This is a genomic window from Streptomyces sp. NPDC006624 (genome assembly GCF_040611555.1).
Lineage (GTDB): Bacteria > Actinomycetota > Actinomycetes > Streptomycetales > Streptomycetaceae > Streptomyces.
On record NZ_JBEXOM010000003.1, the window covers coordinates 79,875 to 103,112 of the forward strand.

Consider the following 23,238-nt stretch of genomic DNA (forward strand, 5'->3'; position numbering starts at 1 on the left):
CGGGAATCGGCGGGGCGGGCGGGGCCGCCGGGGTGCGGCGGGGGAGAGCCCGGGGCGCGCTACTCGATCTGGCTGGGGTTCGGGGTGGGCGTCCTGCCGGCCAGCACGTCCTTCAGACGCGGGGTGCCCTGCTTCACCGCCTGCTCCACGGAGTCGTTCTCGTCGCCGTCGAGCCCGCCCGCCGTGACGGTGATCGCGTCGTCGCCGACCCGCACGGCGGCGACGTCCAGGGTCAGCGTGGCGTTCTCGCCCCCGGTGGAGCCGCGCACGGTGACGCGCAGGCCCTCACGGGCGTCGCCCACGTCGGGCAGCGGGATGTCGATGACCTGGACGGTGCGCTGCCCGCCGTCGTCGGCGGTCACGGTGAACTGGTCGCACTTCTCCGGCAGTTTCGCCATCCAGTGCAGGGAGTCCTCCGGGTCGGTCCGCTCGTAGGAGGCGACCTGGTACAGCAGGCGGGAGTCGCCCTGCTCGAAGCCGCGCAGCGCGGAGGCGCCCGACGGCCTGCCCAGCAGGTCGTCGTCGAAGAGGGAGTTGATGAGCCGCTGGCAGGAGGCGGCCTGGGCCTTGGCGGTGAGGAAGTCGGAGACGTCGACCGTGCCGATGAGCAGGCTGTCGTGCCAGTTCTCCGCCTCGGTGTCCCTGACCTGCGTCCAGTCGTCCTCGATGTCCGCCTCGGTGATCAGCGCCATGCGGGCGCCGTCCGTGGTGAGGGTGGCGGTGGGCGAGGGGGTCTGCCGCTGCTGCTCCGCGGCCTGTTCGGCGGTGACGCCCCGGGCCCGCGAAGCGTCCGTGCCGCCGTCGCCCGAGCAGGCGGCGGTGGTCATCAGCGTGCCTGCCGCGAGGGCGCAGGAGACCGCACGGGCAAGGCGGGCGGGGCGACGGGTCATCGGGAGTGCCTCCTGGGGACGTGACGCGTGCCCTCAGCGCACCACCGGCGGCGGCCGCCCACCACCGGCGTCGGACCGTTCGGGTGAGCCCGGACCCGGGCGCTCCGGCGGGCCCCCGGGTCGGTGCGGACCCGGGCCCCGGTGGGTGAAGACCGGTCCCGGACCCCGGTGGGTGAGGGCCCGACCCGGGCCCCGGTGGGTGAGGACCGCAGTGGGTCACCGGCCCTTCTGGCGCGGCGCGCCGGACACGCTGTTCAATGTGGGTGAACAGGCAACGGCCTGCCGGCCGTGCCGCACCGTGAGAGGAGCCGCCCGTGTCCCCCGCCGTCGTGCCGCCCCTCGGCGAGCGCATCCGGCAGGCCCGGCTGGAGCGCGGCACCGGCCTGCGGGCGCTGGCCCGGGAGATCGGGGTGTCGGCGAGCCTGGTCTCCCAGATCGAGACGGGCCGCAGCCAGCCGTCCGTCAGCACCCTGTACGCGATCACGACCGCGCTGGGCATCTCCGTCGAGTCCCTCCTCGACGCCCGGCAGGACGGCGGGACGGCACCGGCCGCACCGCCGTCCCCCGGCACCGTGCCGCACGCCCTCGCCGTCCTCGCCGCCGACCCGGGCCTGCGCATCGGCCCGCTGGCCGCGCCCGGAGAGCGCGAGACGCTGGAGCTGGACTCGGGGGTCGTGTGGGAGCGGCTCGGCCGGGTGCCGGGCGCGGACGTCGACTTCCTGCTGGTGACCTACCGGCCGGGCGGCGTCTCCTCCGGCTCCGGCGCGCTGATGCGGCACGCCGGGACCGAGTACGGCTATCTGACCTCCGGCGAACTGGTCCTCACCCTCGGCTTCGACGAGTACACCGTGCGCGCCGGCGACTCCGTCTGCTTCGAGTCGACGACCCCCCACCGCTACCGCAACGATGGAGAGGTACCGGCCGTGGGTGTCTGGTTCGTCTCCGGCGATGCCCGGTGACGCTGTGTTCAGTGACACTTGACACCCGTGGCACCCGGGCGTTCACTCCGAAGTGGGGGTGGTCGCCATGGCGATCCGCACATACGGCCCCAACGCCGTCGACTGGGAAGAGCGCCTCGACCCGGACCGGCTGCGGCGGCAGCGGCTGGCCCGGCTGCGCGCGTCGCTGAACGGCTCGGGGCTCGGCGCGGTGCTCGGCTTCGACTTCGCCAACATCCGCTACATGACCGCCACGCACATCGGCACCTGGGCGATGGACAAGCTGATCCGCTTCGCCCTGCTGGTGCGCGACGGCGAACCGGTCGTCTGGGACTTCGGCTCCGCGGCCCGCCACCACCAGCTGTTCAACCCCTGGCTCGACCACGGCGACGGCGCGGGCGGACCGCCCACCGGTGCCCGCGCCGGCATCTCCACCCTGCGCGGTGCCTTCCACCCGGACGCGGGCATCGCCGAGGACGTCGCCGCCAGGATCGCCGCCGAGCTGCGCGCCCACGGGCTGGCCGGCGAACCGCTCGGCGTCGACGTCGCCGAGATGCCGGTGCTCGCCGCGCTGCGCGCCGAGGGCATCGACGTCGTCGACGGGCAGCAGGTGTTCCTGGAGGCCCGCCGCATCAAGACGGGCGACGAGATCGCCCTGCTCACCCAGGCCTGCGCGATGGTCGACGCCGCGTACGAGGAGCTGTACGGCTACCTGCGGCCCGGTGTCCGCGAGAACGAGTGCGTCGGCGTGGTCAGCAAGGTGCTGTACGACCTCGGCAGCGAGTACGTCGAAGGCGTCAACGCCATCTCGGGCGAACGCTGTTCACCCCACCCGCACGTCTACAGCGACCGGCTGGTCCGCCCCGGGGACCCCGCGTTCTTCGACATCCTGCACAGCCACCTCGGCTACCGCACCTGCTACTACCGCACGTTCGCCGTCGGCAGCGCCTCGCCGGCGCAACGGGACGCCTACGTGCGCTGCCGGGAGTACATGGACGAGGCGATCGCGCTCGTCCGGCCCGGTGCCACCACCGCCGACATCGTGCGGGTCTGGCCGCGCGCCGAGGAGTTCGGCTTCGCCGACGAGACCGCCGCGTTCGCCCTGCAATACGGCCACGGCGTCGGGCTGTCGATCTGGGAGAAGCCGGTCTTCAGCCGCCTGGTCTCCCTCGACCACCCCGAAGTCCTCGAAGAGGGCATGGTGTTCGCCCTGGAGACCTACTGGCCGGCCGCCGACGGCTGGTCCGCGGCACGGATCGAGGAGGAAGTGGTCGTCACCGCCGACGGCTGCGAGGTCATCACCAAGTTCCCCGCCGAGGAACTGCTCGTGGCCGGCCGCAAGTACTGGACGGTGGGCGGCGAGCTGAACACCCGGCGGGAGGCGCAGTCCCACCTCAACACCGCGCGCCGGGACGGGGCACCCTGATGGACGCGGCCCGCCTCCTCGGCGCCTACGAGCGGATGGCCGTCGTCCGCCGCACGGAGAAGGCCGCCCACGACCTGTTCCTGCGGGGCCTGGTGAAGGGCACCACCCACCTGGCCGCCGGGCAGGAGGCGATCGCCGTGGGGGCGAGCGAAGCGCTGCGCCCGGACGACTACGTCTTCGCCACCTACCGGGGCCACCACCACGCCCTGGCCCGGGGCGCCTCCCCCGAGGAGTGCCTGGCCGAGCTGATGAGCCGGGCGACGGGCCTGTGCAGGGCCAAGGGCGGCTCCATGCACCTGACCAAGGCCGCCACCGGCATGCTCGGCTCGTACGCCATCGTCGGTGCCCATCTGCCCATGGCGGTCGGCGCCGCCTGGTCGGCCCGGCTGCGCGGCACCGAGCAGCTCGCGGTGGCGTTCTTCGGCGACGGCGCGACCAACATCGGCGCCTTCCACGAGGCGCTCAACCTGGCCGCCGTGTGGAGGCTGCCCGTGCTGTTCGTGTGCGAGAACAACCTGTACATGGAGTACACGCCGATCGCCGACGTCACGGCCGTGCCCCGGCCGGCCGCCGACCGCGCCCCCGCCCACGGCGTTCCCGGCGAGGTCGTCGACGGCAACGACGTCGTGGCCGTGGCGGAAGCGGTCGCGCGGCTCGCACGGCGGGCCCGGGCCGGGGACGGGCCCGCCGTGCTGGAGGCCGAGACGTACCGGCACTACGGGCACAGCCGCACCGACCCGGCCGCCTACCGCCCGGCCGAGGAGGTCGAGCGGTGGCTGAAGCACGACCCGCTGGAGGTCGCGCGCGGGCGCCTGGCCGACCTGGGCGTCGGCGAAGCAGCGGTCGCCGCGGCCGGCGAACGGGCCCGGGCCGTCGTGGAGCGGGCCGTCGAGGCGGCGAAGGCCGCGCCCGCCCCCGATCCGCGCGAGGCGGTGACCGACGTGTGGGCGGACGGAGGTGCGGCATGGCGGACGTGATCAGCTACCGGGACGCCGTCGCCGAGGGCATCGCGCGCGAGATGCGCCGGGACGCGTCGGTCGTGTGCCTCGGGGAGGACATCGGCGCGGCCGGCGGGGTGTTCAAGACGACCGCGGGGCTGCACGAGGAGTTCGGGCCGGAGCGGGTGTGGGACACGCCCATCTCCGAACAGGCCATCGTGGGCGCGGCGATGGGCGCCGCCCTGACGGGCATGCGGCCCGTCGTGGAGATCATGTTCTCCGACTTCCTGGCCTGCTGCTGGGACTACCTCGCCAACGAGATCCCCAAGGTGCGGTACATGACCGGCGGCCAGGTGACCGTCCCCCTCGTCGTGCGCACCGCCAACGGCGGCGGGCTCGGCTTCGGGGCCCAGCACTCCCAGGCCACCGAGAACTGGGCGTTCACCGTCCCCGGCCTGAAGATCGCCGCACCGGCGACCCCCGCCGACGTCATCGGCATGATGGCGGCGGCCGTCCGCAGCGACGACCCCGTGGTCTTCTTCGAGCACAAGGCGCTGCTCGCCACCAAGGGCAGCCCGCCGCCGCCCGGCCACGTCGTCGGCCTGGGCCGGGCCGCGGTGGTGCGCGAGGGCGCCGACGTCACGCTGGTCGCGCTCGCCTCGACGGTGCAGCTGGCGCTGCGGGCCGCCGAGGTGCTGTCCGGGGAGGGCGTCGAGGCGGAGGTGATCGACCTGCGCTGCCTCGTCCCGCTGGACGCCGCGACCGTCCTGGACTCCCTGGCCCGGACCTCGCGGCTCGTCACCGTCGAGGAGAACCCCTACCAGGGCGGCTGGGGCGCCACCGTCGTCTCGATCGCCGCCGACGAGGGCTTCGGCCTGCTGGACGCGCCGGTGCGGCGGGTGACGGGGGAGTGCGTGCCGCTGCCGTTCGCCGACGCCCTGGAGGAGCAGGTCGTGCCCACCGTCGCCAAGGTCGTCACGGAGGTCCGCCGACTCGCCGCCTACTGACCCGCACCGACCACCGCAGACCCCATGGGAGGAAGCGCGATGACCACCAGGACCCTGCTGCGCTCCGGTCACGTGATCTCGATGGACCCCGCCGTCGGGGACCTCCCCAGGGGGACGTCCTCGTCGAGGACGGCAGGATCGCGGCCGTGGAGCCCGAGATCAGCGCCGACGCCGAGATCCTCGACATGACCGGCCGCATCGTCATCCCCGGCTTCGTCGACACCCACCGGCACACCTGGGAGGCCCCGATCCGCGGCGTCGCCCCCGACGCCACCCTGGACGACTACTTCGTCGAGGTCCTCGACACCTTCGCGCCCCTCTACACCCCCGAGGACGTCTACGCGGGCAACCTGGCGGGCGCCCTGGAGTGCCTCGACGCCGGGATCACCACGCTGGTGGACTGGTCGCACATCAACAACACCCCCGAGCATCCGGACGCCGCCGTCCGGGCCCTGGCGGAGTCGGGCATCCGCGCGGTGTACGCGTACGGCAGCGCCAACACCTCCCTCGCCGAGTACTGGTTCGAGAGCAGGCGCGTGATCCCCGCGGACGACGTACGGCGGATCCGCTCGGCGTACTTCGCGTCCGACGACGGCCTGCTCACCATGGCGCTCGCCACGCGCGGCCCCGGCTTCTGCGTCGACGAGGTCGTCGCCGCGGAGTGGGCCATGGCGCGCGAGCTGGGCCTGCCGATCACCGTGCACGTGGCCATGGGGCGGCTCGCCGGCCGCTTCGGCATGGTCAGGCGGCTGGACCGGCTGGGCCTGCTCGGCCCGGACACCACCTACATCCACTGCTGCCACCTCAACGACGAGGAGTGGCGGATGGTCGCCGGCAGCGGCGGCACGGTGTCGGTGGCGCCGCAGGTGGAGCTCCAGATGGGGCACGGCTGGCCGCCCGTCATGCAGGCGATCGAGCACGGGCTGCGGCCCGCGCTCAGCGTCGACGTCGTCACCACCGTGCCCGGCGACATGTTCACCCAGATCCGCGCGGCCTTCGGCGCCGAACGCGCCCGGGTCAACGCCGACTGCTGGCAGGCCAACCTGCCGGTGCCGGACACCATGCTGACGGCTCGTCAGATGCTGCGGGCCGCCACCCTGAACGGCGCCCATGTCGCCGGTCTGGAGGACCGCACCGGCTCCCTGACCCCCGGCAAGCGCGCCGACATCGTCGCGATCGACGCCACCGCCCCCAACATCGCCCCCGTGCACGACGCGGTGGCCGCGGTGACGCTGTGCGCGGACACGTCCAACGTGGACACCGTGCTCGTGGACGGCGTGGTCCACAAGCGCGACGGCAGGCTGCTCGCCGACACCGCACGCGCCGTACGGCTCGTCACCGAGTCCCGCGACCGGCTCCTCGCGGCGAAGGAAGCCGCGACGGCGAAGGCCCCGGCATGAGCGGCCACCTGGTGCGCCACACCGCCGACCCGCCCGCACCGCCCTACGACGGCCACGGCCACCGGCGGCGGACGCTGGTCGGCGAGGACGACGGCAGCGTGCACACCGGCTTCGGCGTGTGCGAACTGCACCCGGACGGCCGGGTGCCCGCCCATGTGCACTCGTACGAGGAGACCTTCCACGTCCTCGACGGCGCCGTGGTCCTCGACGTGCCCGAGGGCGCGTACCGCCTCGAGGCGGGGGACTACGGACTGCTGCCCGTCGGCGTCCCGCACGCCTGGCGCGGGGCCGGGGACACCGGCGGCCGCTGGGCGGACATGCTGGCCCCGGTGCCGCGGGCCCGCTACGGCCACGACACCCAGGCGGTACCGGAACTGCCCGCGCGCCACCCGGTCCGCGTCGACGTACGCGACCCGCGCACCCGCTCCTTCGGGCGTTTCGAACCCGCCCAGATGGATCCCGGCAGGCAGTCCCAGGACCTGCTGGCCGCCACCGCCAGCATGCGGACGGCCCTGCTGGTCTACAGCGGCATCACGGTGAAGATGATGGTCGACGGCGAGCTGGGCGCGGTCGGCTCGACGATGTTCATGGTGCGGTACGCCGCCGACGGGATCATCGGCACCCACGACCATCCCTTCGAGGAGACGTACCTGATCCTGGAGGGCGTCGCGGAGGCCACCCTCGACGGCGAGCGGTACCGGCTGGAACCCGGGGACGTGGCCTGGGCGGGCGCCGGCTGTGTGCACGGCTTCGCCAACGCCGGGCGGGGCGCGCTGCGCTGGCTGGAGACCCAGGCGCCGCAGCCGCCGTCACGGCACGCGTACCGGTTCACACGGGACTGGGACTACCTGCGTACGGCATCGGGGGAGAGGTCATGAGCAGTGTTCTCGTCGTCGGCGGCACCTCCGGCATCGGTCTCGCGTTCGCCCGGGCACGCGCCGGGCGCGGGGACGACGTGATCCTCACCAGCCGCGAGACCCAGCGGGCCGAGGCGGTCGCCAAGGAGGCCGGAGCGCGGGGCATCGCCCTGGACCTGGCGCGGCCGCTGGAGATCGCGGCGGCGCTGGCCGGCGTGGGCCGCGTCGACCACCTGGTCCTCGCGGGCGTCTCCCGGGACGACAACAAGGTGAGCGAGTACGACATCGACGCGGCCCTGCGCCTGGTCACCCTCAAGCTCGTCGGCTACACCGAGGTCGTGCACACGCTGCGCGGCCGGCTGCACGACGGCAGCGCCATCGTGCTGTTCGGCGGCCAGGCCAAGGAACGCCCCTACCCCGGCGCGACGACCGTGGCGACCGTCAACGCGGGCGTGCGGGGCCTGATGAACTCCCTCGCCGTCGAACTCGCGCCCGTCCGCGTCAACGCCGTGCACCCCGGGGTCGTCGGCGACAGCCCGTACTGGCAGGCCAAACCGGAGAAGGTGCTGGAGACACTGCGCACCGAGACGCCGACCGGGCGCCTGGCCACGATGGCGGACGTCGTGGACGCGGTCGACTTCCTGCTGCGCAACGGGTCGGTCAACGCGGTCGAACTGACCGTGGACGGAGGCTGGTTGCTGGGCTGAGGGCGGTTGCCGGGCTGAGGGTGGGGCAACGGCCGACGGGCGCGTCGGCCGGCGCGGCGGAGCGTGCCGTCGGCGACCCGCTGGTCCACCGCCGCCCGTACCAGCGCGGCGGCGGGCACGGACGGCTCCGCCTCACCGGCCGGTGCGGCCGGGCACCGCGGGTCCTCCGGCAGCCCCAGCCGCTGCGCCCCCTGGAGTGCCGTGGCGTCCAGGCGGGGGGCGGCCTCCGGCCGGACGTCCTGGGCCTCACGCGGGAAGATGCCGGCACCGGCCGGTCCCATGCCCTGGGAAGCAGCCGGTACAGCGGCTGCGGTGTGTCCGTCAGCCGGACGCCCGCCTCGTCGGCCCGGGTCCGGCCGTGCGCGTCGAACAGTTCGCGGGCGACGCGCTCCCCGCGGTCCACAACTAGCCCTTCAGCGGGTCGTGCCCGAGCGTCATCAGCCGGTGCCGGCGGCGGGTGTCCTCGTCCGTCGTCTCCGGCTCGGGCTCGTTCTCCAGGTCCGCCTGTTCCGTGACCGTCTCCACGACCTCGCGCATCACGCGCAGGTCGTCGTCGGTCAGATCCGTGCGCCGCTTCTGCAGGATCGCCAGGACGTGCTGGCCGGTCCGCGTGCCCGCGTGCTCCGGCAGCGGCTCGGTGGCCTCGTCGGCGTCCCGCACCCGCAGCCAGGCGGCGAGCTCCTGCGAGGTCATGTTCACCACGCGGTGGAAGTCCTCCCACAGCGCGTCGAGTTCGAGGGCGTCGGTCATCGCGTGCCCCTTCCGTGCATACGTCGGTGCTGTGCGCCGGACCCGGTTCCCCGGGGCGTCCCGTCCCGGGGAGGGCTCTACTGGGGGAAGTTCTCGGCGTCGAACATCCAGCGCTGCTTCTCCAGGTCGGCGGTGATGCTGATCAGCAGGTCCTGGGTCACCGGGTCGGCCTCCTCGGTCGCGGCGATGCGCTCGCGCAGCCGGCCGACGGCGCCCTGCAGCGACTCCACCATCACCTCCACGGCGTCCGAGTCGCGCACCCAGCCCTCCTCGGGGACGGGCAGCGTGAAGGCCTGGGCGATGGTCGCCGGGCGGCCGTCCGGCGGCACGCCGAGCGCCGCGGACCGCTCCGCCACCGTGTCGGCGAACTCCCGCGCGGCGGTGACCACTTCGTCGAGCTGCAGGTGGATGGACCGGAACCGGGGGCCGACGATGTTCCAGTGCGCCTGCTTCCCGGTCAGGGAGAGCCCGAGCAGATCGACCAGCGTGTCCTGGAGTGCCTCGCAGGCCACCTTCCGGGCGTCGTCGGGCAGGGTGCTCCGCACAGCCGTCATAGGGCGCTTCTCCTTCTCATGTCGTGCATCGTCGTCCTCCGGAGCAGTGCGTCGCGCTCCTCCTCGCAGGTGCCGCCCCACACGCCCGAGGCCTGGCCGCTGCTCAGCGCGAACGTCAGGCAGTCGTCGGTGACCGGGCAGCGCGCGCAGATCCGTTTCGCGGCGTCGACGTCCCGCAGAGCCGGTCCCGCGGTCCCCACGGGAAAGAACAGTTCGGGGTCCTCGTCGACGCAGGCGGCGCTCCGCAACCACTCCATGGACGCGCGGGTGCCCCGGCCGCATCCACGCAAACCCGAGCCGGAATGCTCGCCGCCGGGGTGATCCGGCCTGCGATCACACCGCCCGAGGGCTCTTGTGCCCTCGAAATCTTCCCAGCGGCCGGGCCGAAGGCTATAGTCCGAAACTAGCAGTGCTAATCAGCAGGCGGTGTGAGGAGCCTCTTGTGCGTCCCGTCCACTTCGCGGCCGCCCGCCGCACCCCCATCGGCAGACTGCGGGGATCCCTCTCCTCGGTACGGCCCGACGACCTCGCCGCGACCGTCGTGCGCGCCCTGGTCGGCGACGTACCGGCGCTGGACCCGGCCCGGGTCGACGACGTCTACTGGGGCGCCGCCAACCAGGCCGGCGAGGACAACCGCAACGTCGCCCGCATGGCCGTCCTGCTCGCGGGCCTGCCCGAGTCCGTGCCCGGCGCCACCGTCAACCGGCTGTGCGCCTCCGGCCTGGAGGCGGTGACCACCGCCGCCCGCACCATCGCCGCCGGCGAGGCCGACATCGTCATCGCGGGCGGTTCCGAGTCGATGAGCCGCGCGCCCTTCGTGCTGCCCCGCCCCGACGAGGCCCTGCCGCACCGCATGGAGACCCACGACACGCGCCTCGGCTGGCGCCTGGTCAACCCGGCGATGCGCGACCTGCACGGCCTGCTCGCCATGGGCGAGACGGCGGAGGAGGTCGCCGAGCGGTACGGCATCCCGCGCGAACGCCAGGACGACTTCGCCCTGCGCAGCCACCGCCGCGCCGCCCTGGCCCGCAAGAACGGCCACTTCGACGACGAGATGCTGCCGGTCGAACGCCCCGACGGCGTGGTCGTCGACGTCGACGAGAGCGTCCGCGAGGACACCTCCCTGGAGAAGCTGTCCCGGCTCAAGCCCGTCTTCCGGCAGGGCGGCACGGTCACCGCGGGCAACGCCTCCCCGATGAACGACGGCGCCGCCGGCCTCCTCCTGGTCAGCGAGGAGGCCCTGAACGAACTGAACCTGGAGTCCCTCGGCCGCTACGTCGCCGGCGCCTCGGCCGGAGTCCACCCCGACGTCATGGGCATCGGCCCGGTCCCCGCCACCCGCAAGGCCCTCGCCCGGGCCGGCTGGAGCATCGGCGACCTGGAGGAGGCCGAGTTCAACGAGGCCTTCGCGGCCCAGGCCCTGGCCTGCGTCGACCAGCTCGGCATCGACCCGGACCTGGTCAACCCCTCCGGCGGCGCCATCGCCCTCGGCCACCCGCTGGGCTGCTCGGGCGCCCGCATCCTCACCACGCTGCTGCACCGCATGCGGCGGACCGGGGCGGGCCGCGGGCTGGCGACGATGTGCGTCGGGGTGGGGCAGGGCACGGCGGTCCTCGTCGAACGGCACTAGCCGGGCCCTACCCGCGGCGCCGGGGCCGGGCCCGACCGGCCCACCAGGCGAGACGCCGCCGACCCCACCGGTTCGTTGCACATAGCATCGGTGTTCGCATGAACACCATGACGCTCTGGCACATCACCGGCTGGGAGTTCGCCGCCCTGGCCTTCGCGGCCCTGCTCGTCGGTTTCTCCAAGACCGCCGTCAGCGGGGCCAACACGGTCAGCCTCGCCATCTTCGCCGCGGTGCTGCCCGCCCGCGCCTCCACCGGTGTGCTGCTGCCCATCCTGATCGCCGGTGACCTGCTCGCCGTCGCCACCTACCGGCGGCACGCGCACTGGCCCACCCTGTGGCGGCTGTTCCCGGCGGTCGCCGCGGGCGTCGTCGTCGGCACGGTGTTCCTGACGTGGGCCGACGACGCGGTCGTACGGACCTCGATCGGCGCGATCCTGCTGCTGATGGCCGCCGTGACGGTGTGGCGCCGGCGGACGGCGGACCGGGACGCGGAGCCCGAGGCGGTCACCAGCCGGGCGGGCCGCCTCAAGGCCCGCTCCTACGGCGTGCTCGGCGGCTTCACCACCATGGTGGCCAACGCCGGCGGTCCGGTGATGTCGATGTACCTGCTGTCGGCGGGCTTCCGCAAGCTCGGCTTCCTCGGCACGTCCGCCTTCTTCTTCCTGATCGTCAACACCTCCAAGCTGCCCTTCAGCGCCGGGCTCGGCCTGATCGACGGCCGCTCCCTGCTCCTGGACCTGGCGCTCGTGCTGTTCGTCGTGCCCGGCGCGCTGTTCGGCACCTGGGCGGTCGACAAGATCAACCAGCGGCTGTTCGAACGGCTGGTCATCGCCGCGACCGTCGTCGGCGGCCTCCAGCTACTGCTGCGCTGACCCGCGCAGCAGCGCCGGCAGGTCCGCGAACGAGTCGATCACATGGTCGGGTGTGCCGTCGGCCGCCCGGAGCGCCTCCGGCTGGAACTTGCCGGTCCGCACGAGGACCCCGGTGATCCCGGCCCGCTGCGCCGCCAGCACGTCGGACTCGACGTCGTCCCCGACCATCACGGCCTCGTCCGCGCCTGCGCCCAGCCGGGTGAGCGCGGACGCGAAGAACGCCCCGGCCGGCTTGCCGGTGATCTCCGCCTCCACCCGGGCGGCCCGCTCCAGCCCGGCCAGGAACGCCCCCGCGTCCAGCCGCAGCCCCTCGGCCGTACGCCAGTACAGGTTGCGCTGCATCGCCACCAGCCGGGCCCCGCGCCGCAGATGCCCGAAGGCCCGGTCCAGCGCCTCGTACGAGAACTCCGGACCGGCCCCGCCGACCAGCACCACGTCCGGGGCGGCGCCGGTGTCGGCCGGGTCCACGACCGTCACCCCGTCGAGGTCCTCCGCGATGTCGCCGCTGTTCAGCAGGGTGCACCGGGCGCCGGGGAAGTGCTCGGCGAGATACGCGGCGGTGGCCGCGGGCGCCGTCAGGATGTCCCCGGCGGACACCGCGAACCCCGCGTCCGCCAGCGTCCGCGCGATCGACGCACGCGTACGGGACGTGGTGTTGGTGACCAGCAGGACACCGAGCCCCGCCTCCCGGATCTTCCGCAGCGCCTCCACAGCACCGGGCAGCGGCCGCCACGAGACGGTGAGCACCCCGTCGATGTCGATGAGCACGGCCCGCACGGACGTCATGACGGGACGATAACCAGGGTGAGCGGAGCGCGCCGCTTCCGGACGCCGGGTCGCCGGTGCCGCACGGGGCAAGGGGGGAGGGGGAAACGTCCGCCCGGGTGCCCGGTGCCGGACCGGCCCCGTCGTGTCAGTCGCGGGGGTGCCTGCGCAGCAGGTACGTGTCCATGATCCAGCCCTTGCGCGCACGCGCCTCGGCGCGCAGCCGCTCGATCCGGGGCGCCGCCTCGGCGATCGGCCCGGAGACCAGGATCTCGTCCGGGGTGCCGAGGTAGGCGCCCCAGTAGATGTCGACGTCCTCGTCCGCGTACCGCCGGAACGCCTGGTGGGAGTCGAGCATCACCACCACGTCGTCCACGCCCTCGGGGAAGCCCTCGGCGAGCCGCCGGCCCGTGGTGATCTGCACCGGCCGGGCGACGCGGCTGAGCCCTGTCCGGTGCCGGGCGGCGAGCGCCGAGACACTGCTGACGCCCGGCACGACGTCGTACTCGAACGCCACGGTGCCACGCTCCAGCACCTCTTCCAGGACCGCGAGGGTGCTGTCGTAGAGCGAGGGATCGCCCCACACCAGGAACGCGCCGGTCTGCTCCTCGCCGAGCTCCCCGGCGATCAGCCGCTCCCAGAGACCGGCCCGGGCGGTGCGCCAGTCCTCGACGGCGGCGGCGTAGGCGGCGCCGCCGTCGGACCGGTCGCGCTCCGGGTCGCGTGCCTCGACGACCCGGTACGTCCCGTCCGGCAGGTGCGCCCGGAGCATGTCCCGCCGCAGCCCGGCGAGGTCCGCGGTCACCTCGCCCTTGTCCGGCACGAAGAACACGTCCGTGCCACGCAGCGCCCGGACCGCCTGGAGGGTCAGCTGGTCGGGGTCGCCCGCGCCGATGCCGATGACGTGAATCCTTCGCACACCCCGAGTCTGCCCCACGCCGACGGCGGCCCGTCCACCGCGCCGCCGGGGCCGGCGTCGGGCCGCCGCCGCAGCCCCGGGGCGGCCGTGTCGTGCCGGGGCCGCGGCGAGGTCTCGTGCACAGGGGGCCATGGCCAGGGCGCCGGGGTCAGCGCCCGGGTACCGGCGTGCGCAGTCTCGGTGCTGCCGCGTCCTCGGGACGGCCGCCCTGCCGCGGGGCCGTGGCGAGATGCCGTGCGGCTGCGCCCGTGCGGGCACGACACGACCGGCGGTCCGGCTGCCGCGCTGGGGGCAGCGTCCTTCGGGACGGCCGTCCCGTTCCGGGGCCGGGCCGGGCCGGGGCCGGACCGTGGCCGTGGCTGTGGCTGTGGTGCCAGGTGGCCAGGTGGCCAGGTGCCGTGCGCGGAGGGCCAGGGCCGCGACGCCGATGCCGTGCTGCTGCTGCGCCCATCCGGGCCGGGCACCGCACCACCGGCGGTCCGGCTGCCGCGCCGGGTCAGCGTTCGGGCGTCGGCGTGCGGAGTTTCGGTGCTCGTGCCGACGCGTCCACGGGACGGCCGTCCCGTTCCAGGTCCGTGGCCAGGTTCCGAGCCCAGGCGGCCATGGCCGCGATGTCGATGCCGTGCGGCTGCGTCCGCCCGGAGTCGGACGTCCAGGTCTCGGCCGCGCCCGCGCCACGGCGGAGCAGCCGGGCACCGCCCGTGAGGTTGCCACGGGCCGCGTGTGTCAGGCCCACGGCGAGCTGGGCCAGACCGCGCCACAGCTCCCGCTCCTCCTCGGGACCCGACTTCCAGGCGTCCTCGAAGACCTCGTGCGCGTGGAACGGTCTGCCCTCGTCCAGCAGCCGCTGCGCCTCCGTCACCGTCTCCTGCGGGGTGCGCACCACGCCCTCGGGCTGCCGGGGCACCCCGTCCTCGCCGTACGGCAGGGGCCTGCCGAGACCGTCCCGGGGCCGGGCGTTGCGCGCCCGGCCCTCCTCGTCGCGGTCCCGGGCGCCGCCCGGCCTCTCTTCGCTGCCGTTGCTCGTGCTGCCCATACGCCGATTGTCGCGCCCGGCCCGCTTTCGGCGCGGCCGGGGGTGTGGGGTAAAGTGCTGTTCGCGCGATCACGCCGGGTACGGCGAGGGCGCGCACCGGGACGTGGCGCAGCTTGGTAGCGCACTTGACTGGGGGTCAAGGGGTCGCAGGTTCAAATCCTGTCGTCCCGACTTGTGCACACGCAGGTCGGAGGCCATTTCGGAGTGATCCGAAATGGCCTCTCCGCTTTTCCGGGTCCGGTTCCGGCGGTCAGGCCGCCGGGGCGAGGAGCGGTTCCCACCAGTCGCGGTGGGTGCGGTACCAGGCGATCGTCTCGGCCAGCCCGGTGGCGAGGGGAACGGACGGGCGGTAGCCCAGTTCCCGGGTGATCCTCGCGTGGTCGACGCAGTAGCGCCGGTCGTGGCCCTTGCGGTCCTCGACCCACCGCACCTGCTCCCACGAGGCGCCGCACGCCCGGACGATCCGGTCGACCAGGTCCCGGTTGGTCGACTGGGTGCCCCCGCCGATGTTGTAGGTCGCGCCCGGGCGGCCCCGGGTCCTGACCAGCTCCACCGCGCGCACGTGGTCCTCGACGTGCAGCCAGTCCCGTACGTTGCCGCCGTCGCCGTACAGCGGGGCCTCGCCGCCGTCGAGGAGCCGGGTGACGAACAGCGGGATCAGCTTCTCGGGGAACTGGTACGGGCCGTAGTTGTTGGAGCAGCGGGTGACCCGGACGTCCAGCCCGTGCGTGCGGTGCTGGGCCAGCGCGAGCAGGTCGGCGCCGGCCTTCGACGCGGCGTACGGGCTGTTCGGCCGCAGCGGCGAGTCCTCCGTCCACGCACCGTGCTCGATGGAGCCGTACACCTCGTCCGTGGAGATGTGCACGAACGGCCCGATCCCGTGCCGCAGCGCGGCGTCCAGCAGCACCTGAGTGCCCGTCATGTTGGTGCGCACGAAGTCCGCCGCGCTCACGAGGGAACGGTCGACATGGGACTCGGCGGCGAAGTGCACGACCTGGTCGTGCTCCGCCGTCAACCCGTCCACCAGCCCGGCGTCGCAGATGTCGCCCTGCACGAAGGCCAGCGCCGGGTGCCGGGCCACCGGGGCCAGGTTCTCCCGGTTGCCCGCGTAGGTGAGGGCGTCCAGCACGGTGACGCTCACCCCGCCGGGACCGTCCGGGCCGAGGAGCGTGCGCACGTAATGGGAGCCGATGAAGCCCGCTCCGCCCGTGACGAGAATTCTGGTCGTCCCGTCCCTGGTCATCTCGGCATCACGCTTTCCGGTCATCACCGCTCTCAGATGACGCGGACGTCCGGCACATAGAGAATCCACTTGCCGCCCTGCTCGCGGAAGGCCTCTTCCCTCGCGATGATCTCCTCGGCGTGATTCCAGGCGAACAGCAGCGCGTATTCCGGATACGGCGCCGAGAACTCCTCCATCGGCCGGACCGGAATGTGCATACCGGGGGAGACGCGCCCCTGTTTGGCGACCGTCGTGTCGAAGATCGCGGGAACGAGGTCCGGGCCGATACCGCAGTAGTTCGACACCGTCGCGCTCTTCGCCGTGGCGCCGTACGCGGCGACCGTGTGGCCGGCCTCGCGCAGCCGGTGCAGCAGCGCCGTCAGCTCCTCGCAGTTCCGCTTCACCTGCATGCCGAACCGTTCGAGGATCGTGCTGTCGGTGAGCTGGCGCCGCTCCTCCTCGGCCGTCAGCTCCGTCACGGCCGCGCTCGGCGTACGGCGTCCCGCGCGCGCCAGGGTGTAGCGCACCTCGCCGCCGTGCACCGGCAGGCGCTCCACGTCGACCAGGTCGAAGCCGAAGCCCCGGGCCGCCGAGCGCACCGACGAGGCGGAGAAGAGGTAGAAGTGCTCGTCGTAGATCTGGTCGAAGCTGGCCCGCTCCACGATGTCGCCCAGGTAGGGGTCCTCGAAGACGAACACGCCGTCGTCGGCCAGCAGGGCGTCCACCCCGCGGAACACCGAGTCCAGGTACGGGATGTGGCACATGGTGTTGGCCGCGTAGATGACGTCGGCCGGCCCGTCGGCGGCCCGGATCTCCCGGGCGGTGGACTCCTGGAAGAAGTCGAACCGCACCCGCACGCCCTGCGCCGCGGCCAGCTCCACCACGTCGCGCGAGGGGTCGACGCCCAGGTGGCGCACGCCGCGGGCGGCGACCGTGCGCAGCATGGCGCCGTCGTTGCAGCCGACCTCGACCACGAAGGGGTCGTCGCCGCGGCACTCCGTGTCCAGCAGACGGTGGGCGGTCGCGGTGAAGTGCTCCCGCATGACCGACGACATCGAGGAGCGGTACGGGTAGTCCTCGCGGAACATCCGCTCCCGCGGCACCTCCTCCATCAGCTGCACCATGGCGCATTCCTCGCAGACGCCGACCGCGAGTCGGTAGAAGAATTCGTCCGACGTGTCCTCGGGGCGGCGAAACGCGTCGGACAGCGGCTGGCGGCCGAAATCGAAGAACTCGGTGACGGAACTCCGGCAGACACGGCAAGTGGTCATGGCGGGAACGCTAGGCACGGTTCCTCGAAAGGAACTAGACGCCTGCTGGACCACCGCGGCTATGGGACTGTCGAGCGCGCGTCGAGGCGTCCTCGAATACGGAACGGATGAATGGGCGCCGACCCGATTCACCGCAAACCGAGGGCGGGAGCGATCCGTGAAGGGGATCATTCTGGCGGGCGGCGCGGGAACACGGCTGCGTCCCCTGACGTTCGCCGTCTCCAAACAGCTGCTGCCGGTCGGCGACAAACCGATGATCTACTACCCGCTGAGTGTGCTGATGCTGACCGGCGTGCGGGACATCCTGATCATCTCCACGCCGGTCGACCTGCCGCAGTTCCAGCGGCTGCTGGGCGACGGCTCCCAGCTCGGCCTGTCGCTCACCTACCGCGCGCAGGACGAGCCCAGGGGACTGCCGGACGCCTTCGTCCTCGGCGCCGAGCACATCGGCGACGACTCGATGGCGCTGATCCTCGGCGACAACATCTTCCACGGCCACCACTTCTACTCCGTCCTGGCCGAGCACAGCCGGGACGTGCGCGGGTGCGTCCTCTTCGGGTACCCGGTGCACGACCCCGAGCGGTACGGCGTGGGCGAGGTCGACGCCGAGGGCCGGCTGGTGTCGATCGAGGAGAAGCCCGAGAAGCCGCGCTCCAACACGGCCATCACCGGGCTGTACTTCTACGACAACGCGGTCGTCGACGTGGCACGCGGCCTCAGGCCCTCGGCCCGCGGGGAACTCGAGATCAGCGACGTCAACCGCTGGTACCTCGAGCGCGGCGAGGCCCGGCTGGTCAACCTCGGCCGGGGCTTCGCCTGGCTCGACACCGGCACGCCCGAGTCCCTCCTCCAGGCGGGCCAGTACGTCGGCACCCTGGAGGCCCGGCAAGGCGTGCGCATCGCCTGCGTGGAGGAGGTCGCCCTGCGCATGGGCTTCATCGACAGCGACGCCTGCCACCGGCTCGGAGTGCGCATCGGCCCGTCCGGCTACGGCGCCTACGTGCGCGCCATCGCCCTGGAGATGGCCGGGGTCTGACGCCGCGTCACCGGCCGGGGACGTCGGTGAAGCGGATGTCGTGCGTCTCGGCGTCCGCCGCCGCGAACCGCAGCAGCCGCGCTCCCTCCTCCAGCACCTCCGACTCCTCCCGCGCGGTCAGCGGCGAGAAGCGCTTCACGGTCAGGACCGCCTTCGCCTTGTCCCGGCCCTCCCGTTTGATCACCCACAGCGCGCGGACCGAGCCGTCCACGAGCACGGCCGCCTCGACGATGACGTGCCGGCGCTGCTCGTCGGTCATCAGCCGGGAGCGGTCGGCGTGGCCGAGCACCACGTTGTCCAGGGCCGCGAGGAAACGCACGGGCACGGCCGTGTCCGGGTCGGGCAGCGGGGCGTCGGGGACGTCGAACAGCTCCTCGCCGCCCTCACCCGCGAACACCCGCAGCCCGGGCCGCAGTTCCTCGACCACCTCGCGCAGCCGGGTCATGCCGCTCCAGGCCTGGACGTCCTTCACGGTGGCGGGACCGAACGCGGCGAGATGCCGCAGCACCAGCCGCCCGGGCGAGGCGTCCTCGGCGAGCGGCCGGCCCAGCCACTCCCCGGCCAGCGCGAACGGCGTCGTGCCCCGCCGCCCCCAGGTGCCGTCCGGCGGCGGGTGCACGATCGGCAGCAGCCCCTGCAGCGACCGGGCGAGGGCGACCGGATCGTGCCCCGGGCGGTCCTGCGCCAGCAGCCGGCCCAGCTCGGGCCGGGCCACCGTCCGGCCGGTCAGCGCCGCACGCGCCGCCGCGGCCAGCTCGTCGAGGTCGAGGCCCGCCGTCTGCTTGCCGAACGCCGCCTTCTGCCAGCGGTCCAGCATCGGCTGCAGCAGCGGCCGCAGCCACAGGTAGTCGTCCGCCGTGACCAGGTGCTGGGTGCCGCGGAACAGCGTGGCGCGCACCACGGCGCGCTCCTCCAGGAGCTTCGTCAGCTCCTCCAGCCGGAAGCCCTCGATCCGGCTCCACAGCCCCACGTACGGCGGATCCGGGTCCTGCGCCTGCAGCCCGGTGAGCGTCTCGATCACCGCGGGGGCGGGCACGTCCGCGCGCCGCGTCAGCAACTGGCGTTCCAGCGTCGCCCGGTTCAGGGCCCGGCGGGTGAGACGTGCTGCCATGGCGTCCTTTCGGCCGTGTGCGCCCCGCCCGGGCACACCGGGCGCGGCGACGCGGAGAACGCTTCCCCGCCCGGCCAACCTAGACCCGATCGCGGTCAGCCACTGACCGCGATCACGCGCGGGCCTGCACCGGACCTCCAGCGGGGTTCGAGGCGCCCGGGCCACAGTCCGGTCCGGCGACCGTCGCCGGCGGCACCCGCCCGGGAGGAGACAGATCGGCCATGGAAGCGAAAGAGCTCGGCGTCACCGGGGCGTTCGTCTTCACCCCCGAGGTCTTCGGCGACGAACGCGGCCTGTTCGTCTCGCCCTTCCAGGGGGAGGCGTTCACGCGGGCGACCGGCCGCCCCCTCTTCCCGGTGTCGCAGCTCAGCTGCAGCAGGTCCCGCGCGGGTGTCGCACGCGGGGTGCACTTCACCCGTACGCCGCCCGGCACGGCCAAGTACGTGTACTGCGCCGGGGGACGGGCCCTCGACATCGTGGTGGACCTGCGGCAGGGGTCGCCGACCTTCGGCCGCTGGGACACGGTGGTCCTGGACCCCGTGGACTGCCGTGCCGTGTACTTCCCGGTCGGCGTCGGCCACGCCTTCGTCGCCCTGGAGGACGACACCGTGATGGCCTACACGCTCTCCAGCGGCTACGTCCCGGAGAACGAACTCGCGCTGTCCCTGTTCGACCCGGAGCTCGCCCTGCCGCTGCCCGAGGGCGTCCGGCCCGTCGTCTCCGCCCGCGACCGGGAGGCCCCCACCCTCGCCGAGGTCCGCGCGGCGGGACTGCTGCCGGGCTACGAGGAGTGCCGGAGGATCGAGGACGCCCTCACGGCCGCGCGCGGCGCAGGGGCCTGACCCCTGCACCCGCCGTCCCAGCCGGATTCGAGCGCCGTTCCGGCCCGTTTCCGGCCCGTCCGCCTACGTTCCCCCGCATGAAGACACTGGTGGCCACCGGCCCAGCTCACCCGTTGTACTACCCGATCGTGCCCCTCGCGTGGGCGCTGCGCGCCGCGGGCCACGAGGTGCTCGTGGCGGCCCCCGAGAGCTTCGACGGCCCGGTCCGCGGCTCCGGACTGCCCATGGCCCCGGTCTGCGGGCCCCTCGACATGGGCGAGGTCATGGCCAAGGACCGGGATGGAGGACGCGTCCAGGTGCCCGACTCCGACGAGGAGATGGCGGAGGGTATCGGCCGCGGCTTCGGCCGGCTCGCCGCGCGCACCCTGGAGGGCACCGCCGAACTGGTGGCGCGCTGGAGCCCGGACCTCGTCGTCGCCGAGTCCTACGGATACGCCGCCGCCGCGGCCGCGGCGGCCCGCCACGGCATCCCCTGGGTCAAGCACGTCGTGGGCCCCGGCGACCTGCCCGTCGACCCCTGGGTCGCGGCCGAGCTGCAGCCGGAGCTGAAGGAACTCGGGCTCGACGCCCTGCCCGAGCCCGCCCTCGTCCTGGACAACTGCCCGCCCCTGCTGGGCGATCCGGTCCCCGGCGCCCGGCCGCTGCGGTACGTGCCCTACGGCGAGCCCGGCACCGTGCCCGAGTGGGTCCTGCGCCCGCGGACCCGCCCCCGGCTGCTCATCACGCTGGGGTCCGTGCAGCCCCAGATCGGCGGGGCCCCGATGCTCGGGCAGATCGTCCGCTCGCTGGGCGAGCTGGACGCGGAGCTGGTCGTCGCGGTGGCGGACCACCTCGTCGGACAGCTCGGCCCGCTGCCGGACAGCGTCGTCGCCACCGGCTGGCAGTCGCTGACCTCCGTGCTGCCGGGGTGCGACGCCGCCGTCCACCACGGCGGGCCCGGCACGATGATGGCCTGCCTCGTCCACGGGGTGCCCCAGGTGGTGGTGCCCGGGCGGGGCAAGCCGCTCGACGCGATCGCCCGCCTCGTCGACCACGGCGCCGTCCGGCACATCCACCCGCCCGAGCTGACCCCCGAGTCGATGCTCGACGCCGTCCGCACGCTGCTGGAGGACCCCTCCTACGCGGAGCGGGCCCGGTCCGTGGCGGAGGACATCGCCCGGCAGCCGTCACCGGGACTCGCCGTGCCGGTGCTGGAGGACCTCGCCGCCGGGCACCGCGCCTGAGGGGGAACCGGGCGGCCCGCTCCGGGCCGCCCGCAGGACAGCGAGCAGCAGCACGCAGACGGGGAGAGCCGCCATGACCGCACCGGAGCAGCACGGCACCCCACGGCGGCGCGTCGCCGTGCTCGGCGGCACCGGCTGGGTGGGCCGGCACGTCTGCGCCGCGCTGGCCGCCCGGGGCGACGACGTCCTCGTCGTCGCCCGGCACCCCGCCGAGCACGTCCGCCCCCACGCCTTCGAGCGCCTCGACCTCGCGGAGGCGAGCGAGGCGCGTCTGACGGCCCTGCTCGGCGACCACCGGATCGACGCTGTGGTCAACGCCACCGACGCCCTCAACGCCACGGACGGCTGGACCCGCGGCGAGGCGGAGCTGCACGCCCTCAACGTCGCCCTGGTGCACCGGCTGCTGGCCGCCATGAGCGCCCTGCCCCGGCGCACCCGCGTGGTGCACATCGGGACGCTGCACGAGTACGGCGACGTCCCCGCGGGGACGCTCATCGACGAGTCGCTGCCCCCACGCCCCGCGAGCGCCTACGCCCGCACCCGGCTGGCCGGTTCGCGGGCCGTGCTCGACGCCGTGCGCGCCGGCCGGGTCGAGGGCCTGGTGCTGCGCGTGGCCAACGTGTGCGGACCCCACCCGTCGCCGGCGAGCTTCCCCGGCAAGCTGGTCGGCATGCTGCGCCGGGCCCTGGCCGCCGGCGAGCCCATGACGGTCGTCCTCGCCGACGCCCGGCGCGACTTCGTGGACGTCCGCGACGTCGCCGACGCCGTGGTGCGGGCCGTCCGCTCCCCGGCGACCGGCCACGCGCTGAACATCGGCAGCGGCGAGGCCGTCGACCTGCGCACCCTGGTCCGTCTCTTCGTCACCGGGGCCGGACACCCCGTCGGCCTGATCGACGAGCGCACCCGCGCCGACACAGGGCTCGGCGGCACCTGGACGAAGACCGACGTCCGCCTCGCCGCCCGGCTGCTCGGCTGGCGGCCGCGCACCGCGCTCGCGGACTCCCTGCGCGACATGTGGACCGTCGCGACGCGGGAGGACCCCCTGCAGGCCGGAGCCTGAGGGGGCCTCGCGTCCGCCCGGGCCCTACGCCCGTACGCCCACGAACAGACCGCAGCCGAACCGGCCCGTGGTGAGGTACTCGACCGAGCAGCCGGCCCGCTCGAAGGCCGTCTCGTACTGCTCCCTGGTGAACAGCCGCATCCGGTGCACGTCCGTGAAGTGCCGGATCCCCGCGTCCTTCCGGGCGTCGATGTAGTGCACGACGATCGGCACGTCGTCGCCGTGGCGCCGGGAGTGGGAGACCCGTACCGTGACGCGGTCCTCGGTACGGACCAGGTCGTCCGCGATGTAGCCGGGCAGGAACCGCTCCGGGAAGTACCAGGGCTCCAGGACGAGCACCCCGCCCGGCACCAGGTGCCCGGCCATGGCGGCGAGCGCGCCGTTCAGCTCCCCGGGCGAGCGGGTGTAGCCGATCGAGCTGAACATGCAGCTGACGGCGTCGTAGCGGCGGCCGAGGGCGAAGTCCCGCATGTCGCCCTGATGGACGCGCACCCCGGGCAGCCGCCGCTCCGCCTGCGCGCTCATGTGCTCCGAGAGCTCCAGCCCCTCCACGGTGGCGAAGTGGTCCCGGAAGAAGGCCAGATGACCGCCGGTGCCGCAGGCCACGTCGAGCAGCGCCGAGGCGTCCGGCCTGCGCTCCTTCACCAGCGCGGTCACCTCGGCGGACTCGGCGGCGTAGTCCTTCCCCCGTGCCGCGTAGACGAGTTCGTAGATCTCGGCCAGCCCGGGACCGTACGCCTCCTCGGTGCCGGCGTCCGTGCGCAGGGCCATCGCGTGCTCCATC

Annotated in this window: 23 protein-coding genes, 1 tRNA gene and 2 pseudogenes; 14 read left to right on the forward strand and 12 right to left on the reverse strand. The window is 73.8% G+C overall.

Annotation, left to right across the window (positions count from 1 at the left end; translation table 11 throughout):
* Window positions 1–59 precede the first annotated feature (59 nt).
* The gene (locus tag ABZY20_RS06810) at window positions 60–890 is read right to left on the reverse strand and encodes a hypothetical protein (protein WP_356437620.1); all 831 of its coding nucleotides are present in this window, start codon (window positions 888–890) and stop codon (window positions 60–62) included.
* Between the two features lie 314 nt (window positions 891–1,204).
* On the opposite strand from ABZY20_RS06810, the gene ABZY20_RS06815 reads away from it, so the two are divergent.
* From ABZY20_RS06815 to ABZY20_RS06845, 7 genes and pseudogenes are all read left to right on the forward strand, one after another.
* Window positions 1,205–1,849, forward strand: coding sequence for an XRE family transcriptional regulator (locus ABZY20_RS06815; protein ID WP_356437623.1), 645 nt, complete (start codon window positions 1,205–1,207; stop codon window positions 1,847–1,849).
* 67 nt (window positions 1,850–1,916) lie between these two features.
* Window positions 1,917–3,254, forward strand: coding sequence for a Xaa-Pro peptidase family protein (locus ABZY20_RS06820; protein WP_356437625.1), 1,338 nt, complete (start codon window positions 1,917–1,919; stop codon window positions 3,252–3,254).
* The gene (locus ABZY20_RS06825; RefSeq protein WP_356437628.1) at window positions 3,254–4,231 is read left to right on the forward strand and encodes a thiamine pyrophosphate-dependent dehydrogenase E1 component subunit alpha; all 978 of its coding nucleotides are present in this window, start codon (window positions 3,254–3,256) and stop codon (window positions 4,229–4,231) included. Before ABZY20_RS06820 ends, ABZY20_RS06825 begins: the two co-directional genes overlap by 1 nt.
* Complete coding sequence (locus ABZY20_RS06830; protein ID WP_356437630.1) at window positions 4,219–5,199, forward strand: alpha-ketoacid dehydrogenase subunit beta; 981 nt, start codon at window positions 4,219–4,221, stop codon at window positions 5,197–5,199. The genes ABZY20_RS06825 and ABZY20_RS06830 overlap by 13 nt, the downstream gene beginning before the upstream one ends.
* Window positions 5,200–5,238: 39 nt before the next feature.
* A pseudogene (locus ABZY20_RS06835) lies at window positions 5,239–6,599 on the forward strand (amidohydrolase family protein).
* On the forward strand, window positions 6,596–7,477 hold the full coding sequence (locus tag ABZY20_RS06840) for a cupin domain-containing protein (RefSeq protein WP_356437632.1): 882 nt from the start codon (window positions 6,596–6,598) through the stop codon (window positions 7,475–7,477). The pseudogene ABZY20_RS06835 and the gene ABZY20_RS06840 overlap by 4 nt, the downstream one beginning before the upstream one ends.
* Window positions 7,474–8,163, forward strand: a complete 690-nt coding sequence (locus ABZY20_RS06845) for an SDR family oxidoreductase (protein WP_356437634.1) — start codon at window positions 7,474–7,476, stop codon at window positions 8,161–8,163. The genes ABZY20_RS06840 and ABZY20_RS06845 overlap by 4 nt, the downstream gene beginning before the upstream one ends.
* Window positions 8,164–8,213: 50 nt before the next feature.
* Here ABZY20_RS06845 and ABZY20_RS06850 read toward each other — a convergent pair.
* From ABZY20_RS06850 to ABZY20_RS06865, 4 genes and pseudogenes are all read right to left on the reverse strand, one after another.
* Window positions 8,214–8,566 (reverse strand): annotated as a pseudogene (locus tag ABZY20_RS06850) (hypothetical protein); the annotation flags it as partial.
* Between the two features lie 2 nt (window positions 8,567–8,568).
* Window positions 8,569–8,913 (reverse strand): DUF3140 domain-containing protein, encoded by a 345-nt coding sequence (locus ABZY20_RS06855; protein WP_356437637.1) that lies wholly within the window; start codon window positions 8,911–8,913, stop codon window positions 8,569–8,571.
* Window positions 8,914–8,990: 77 nt separating this feature from the next.
* Window positions 8,991–9,467 (reverse strand): DNA starvation/stationary phase protection protein, encoded by a 477-nt coding sequence (locus ABZY20_RS06860; protein WP_356437640.1) that lies wholly within the window; start codon window positions 9,465–9,467, stop codon window positions 8,991–8,993.
* The gene (locus ABZY20_RS06865) at window positions 9,464–9,724 is read right to left on the reverse strand and encodes a WhiB family transcriptional regulator (protein WP_356437642.1); all 261 of its coding nucleotides are present in this window, start codon (window positions 9,722–9,724) and stop codon (window positions 9,464–9,466) included. Before ABZY20_RS06865 ends, ABZY20_RS06860 begins: the two co-directional genes overlap by 4 nt.
* Window positions 9,725–9,909: 185 nt before the next feature.
* Between ABZY20_RS06865 and ABZY20_RS06870 the strand changes: the two genes are divergently transcribed.
* Together ABZY20_RS06870 and ABZY20_RS06875 are read left to right on the forward strand one after the other, a co-directional pair.
* Entirely contained in the window at window positions 9,910–11,097 is a 1,188-nt protein-coding gene (locus ABZY20_RS06870) for a thiolase family protein (protein WP_356437645.1), read from the forward strand.
* Window positions 11,098–11,195: 98 nt separating this feature from the next.
* Window positions 11,196–11,969, forward strand: a complete 774-nt coding sequence (locus ABZY20_RS06875; protein ID WP_356437648.1) for a sulfite exporter TauE/SafE family protein — start codon at window positions 11,196–11,198, stop codon at window positions 11,967–11,969.
* Here ABZY20_RS06875 and ABZY20_RS06880 read toward each other — a convergent pair.
* From ABZY20_RS06880 to ABZY20_RS06890, 3 genes are all read right to left on the reverse strand, one after another.
* A complete protein-coding gene (locus ABZY20_RS06880) occupies window positions 11,955–12,755 on the reverse strand; it encodes an HAD-IIA family hydrolase (protein WP_356437651.1) in 801 nt (266 codons plus the stop codon). The genes ABZY20_RS06875 and ABZY20_RS06880 overlap by 15 nt on opposite strands.
* Window positions 12,756–12,882: 127 nt before the next feature.
* Complete coding sequence (gene cobF / locus ABZY20_RS06885; RefSeq protein WP_356437654.1) at window positions 12,883–13,653, reverse strand: precorrin-6A synthase (deacetylating); 771 nt, start codon at window positions 13,651–13,653, stop codon at window positions 12,883–12,885.
* 496 nt (window positions 13,654–14,149) lie between these two features.
* The gene (locus ABZY20_RS06890; protein ID WP_356437657.1) at window positions 14,150–14,689 is read right to left on the reverse strand and encodes a DUF309 domain-containing protein; all 540 of its coding nucleotides are present in this window, start codon (window positions 14,687–14,689) and stop codon (window positions 14,150–14,152) included.
* A 97-nt stretch (window positions 14,690–14,786) separates the two neighbouring features.
* On the opposite strand from ABZY20_RS06890, the gene ABZY20_RS06895 reads away from it, so the two are divergent.
* Window positions 14,787–14,860 (forward strand) — tRNA-Pro (locus ABZY20_RS06895).
* A gap of 79 nt (window positions 14,861–14,939) precedes the next feature.
* On the opposite strand, the gene rfbB is transcribed toward ABZY20_RS06895, so the two are convergent.
* Both rfbB and ABZY20_RS06905 read right to left on the reverse strand, forming a co-directional pair.
* Window positions 14,940–15,932: a dTDP-glucose 4,6-dehydratase gene (rfbB, locus tag ABZY20_RS06900; RefSeq protein ID WP_356437660.1), complete on the reverse strand. Its 993-nt coding sequence runs from the start codon at window positions 15,930–15,932 to the stop codon at window positions 14,940–14,942.
* 32 nt (window positions 15,933–15,964) lie between these two features.
* Window positions 15,965–17,182, reverse strand: coding sequence for a class I SAM-dependent methyltransferase (locus ABZY20_RS06905; protein WP_356437663.1), 1,218 nt, complete (start codon window positions 17,180–17,182; stop codon window positions 15,965–15,967).
* 157 nt (window positions 17,183–17,339) lie between these two features.
* Between ABZY20_RS06905 and rfbA the strand changes: the two genes are divergently transcribed.
* The gene (gene rfbA / locus ABZY20_RS06910; RefSeq protein WP_356437666.1) at window positions 17,340–18,218 is read left to right on the forward strand and encodes a glucose-1-phosphate thymidylyltransferase RfbA; all 879 of its coding nucleotides are present in this window, start codon (window positions 17,340–17,342) and stop codon (window positions 18,216–18,218) included.
* A gap of 7 nt (window positions 18,219–18,225) precedes the next feature.
* Here the strand turns inward: rfbA and ABZY20_RS06915 are convergent, their stop codons facing one another.
* Window positions 18,226–19,329, reverse strand: a complete 1,104-nt coding sequence (locus tag ABZY20_RS06915; protein WP_356437669.1) for a winged helix DNA-binding domain-containing protein — start codon at window positions 19,327–19,329, stop codon at window positions 18,226–18,228.
* 221 nt (window positions 19,330–19,550) lie between these two features.
* Here ABZY20_RS06915 and rfbC point away from each other — a divergent pair, with 221 nt between their 5' ends.
* From rfbC to ABZY20_RS06930, 3 genes are all read left to right on the forward strand, one after another.
* Complete coding sequence (gene rfbC / locus ABZY20_RS06920; RefSeq protein ID WP_356437672.1) at window positions 19,551–20,171, forward strand: dTDP-4-dehydrorhamnose 3,5-epimerase; 621 nt, start codon at window positions 19,551–19,553, stop codon at window positions 20,169–20,171.
* A 77-nt stretch (window positions 20,172–20,248) separates the two neighbouring features.
* A complete protein-coding gene (locus ABZY20_RS06925; protein WP_356437674.1) occupies window positions 20,249–21,394 on the forward strand; it encodes a nucleotide disphospho-sugar-binding domain-containing protein in 1,146 nt (381 codons plus the stop codon).
* A gap of 73 nt (window positions 21,395–21,467) precedes the next feature.
* On the forward strand, window positions 21,468–22,454 hold the full coding sequence (locus ABZY20_RS06930) for an NAD(P)-dependent oxidoreductase (protein ID WP_356437677.1): 987 nt from the start codon (window positions 21,468–21,470) through the stop codon (window positions 22,452–22,454).
* Window positions 22,455–22,478: 24 nt separating this feature from the next.
* Here the strand turns inward: ABZY20_RS06930 and ABZY20_RS06935 are convergent, their stop codons facing one another.
* Window positions 22,479–23,237: a class I SAM-dependent methyltransferase gene (locus tag ABZY20_RS06935; protein WP_356437680.1), complete on the reverse strand. Its 759-nt coding sequence runs from the start codon at window positions 23,235–23,237 to the stop codon at window positions 22,479–22,481.
* Window position 23,238: the final 1 nt, after the last annotated feature.

What these genes read in the sequence shown, in the direction of transcription:
- rfbB (WP_356437660.1), bottom strand. Translation starts at nt 15,932, where the DNA reads ATGACCAGGGACGGGACGACCAGAATTCTCGTCACGGGCGGAGCGGGC.
- ABZY20_RS06840 (WP_356437632.1), top strand. Translation starts at nt 6,596, where the DNA reads ATGAGCGGCCACCTGGTGCGCCACACCGCCGACCCGCCCGCACCGCCC.
- ABZY20_RS06875 (WP_356437648.1), top strand. Translation starts at nt 11,196, where the DNA reads ATGAACACCATGACGCTCTGGCACATCACCGGCTGGGAGTTCGCCGCC.
- ABZY20_RS06825 (WP_356437628.1), top strand. Translation starts at nt 3,254, where the DNA reads ATGGACGCGGCCCGCCTCCTCGGCGCCTACGAGCGGATGGCCGTCGTC.
- ABZY20_RS06855 (WP_356437637.1), bottom strand. Translation starts at nt 8,913, where the DNA reads ATGACCGACGCCCTCGAACTCGACGCGCTGTGGGAGGACTTCCACCGC.
- ABZY20_RS06915 (WP_356437669.1), bottom strand. Translation starts at nt 19,329, where the DNA reads ATGGCAGCACGTCTCACCCGCCGGGCCCTGAACCGGGCGACGCTGGAA.
- ABZY20_RS06905 (WP_356437663.1), bottom strand. Translation starts at nt 17,182, where the DNA reads ATGACCACTTGCCGTGTCTGCCGGAGTTCCGTCACCGAGTTCTTCGAT.
- ABZY20_RS06820 (WP_356437625.1), top strand. Translation starts at nt 1,917, where the DNA reads ATGGCGATCCGCACATACGGCCCCAACGCCGTCGACTGGGAAGAGCGC.
- rfbC (WP_356437672.1), top strand. Translation starts at nt 19,551, where the DNA reads ATGGAAGCGAAAGAGCTCGGCGTCACCGGGGCGTTCGTCTTCACCCCC.
- ABZY20_RS06890 (WP_356437657.1), bottom strand. Translation starts at nt 14,689, where the DNA reads ATGGGCAGCACGAGCAACGGCAGCGAAGAGAGGCCGGGCGGCGCCCGG.
- ABZY20_RS06880 (WP_356437651.1), bottom strand. Translation starts at nt 12,755, where the DNA reads ATGACGTCCGTGCGGGCCGTGCTCATCGACATCGACGGGGTGCTCACC.
- ABZY20_RS06845 (WP_356437634.1), top strand. Translation starts at nt 7,474, where the DNA reads ATGAGCAGTGTTCTCGTCGTCGGCGGCACCTCCGGCATCGGTCTCGCG.
- ABZY20_RS06860 (WP_356437640.1), bottom strand. Translation starts at nt 9,467, where the DNA reads ATGACGGCTGTGCGGAGCACCCTGCCCGACGACGCCCGGAAGGTGGCC.
- ABZY20_RS06810 (WP_356437620.1), bottom strand. Translation starts at nt 890, where the DNA reads ATGACCCGTCGCCCCGCCCGCCTTGCCCGTGCGGTCTCCTGCGCCCTC.
- ABZY20_RS06865 (WP_356437642.1), bottom strand. Translation starts at nt 9,724, where the DNA reads ATGGAGTGGTTGCGGAGCGCCGCCTGCGTCGACGAGGACCCCGAACTG.
- ABZY20_RS06925 (WP_356437674.1), top strand. Translation starts at nt 20,249, where the DNA reads ATGAAGACACTGGTGGCCACCGGCCCAGCTCACCCGTTGTACTACCCG.
- ABZY20_RS06830 (WP_356437630.1), top strand. Translation starts at nt 4,219, where the DNA reads ATGGCGGACGTGATCAGCTACCGGGACGCCGTCGCCGAGGGCATCGCG.
- ABZY20_RS06935 (WP_356437680.1), bottom strand. Translation starts at nt 23,237, where the DNA reads ATGGAGCACGCGATGGCCCTGCGCACGGACGCCGGCACCGAGGAGGCG.
- ABZY20_RS06930 (WP_356437677.1), top strand. Translation starts at nt 21,468, where the DNA reads ATGACCGCACCGGAGCAGCACGGCACCCCACGGCGGCGCGTCGCCGTG.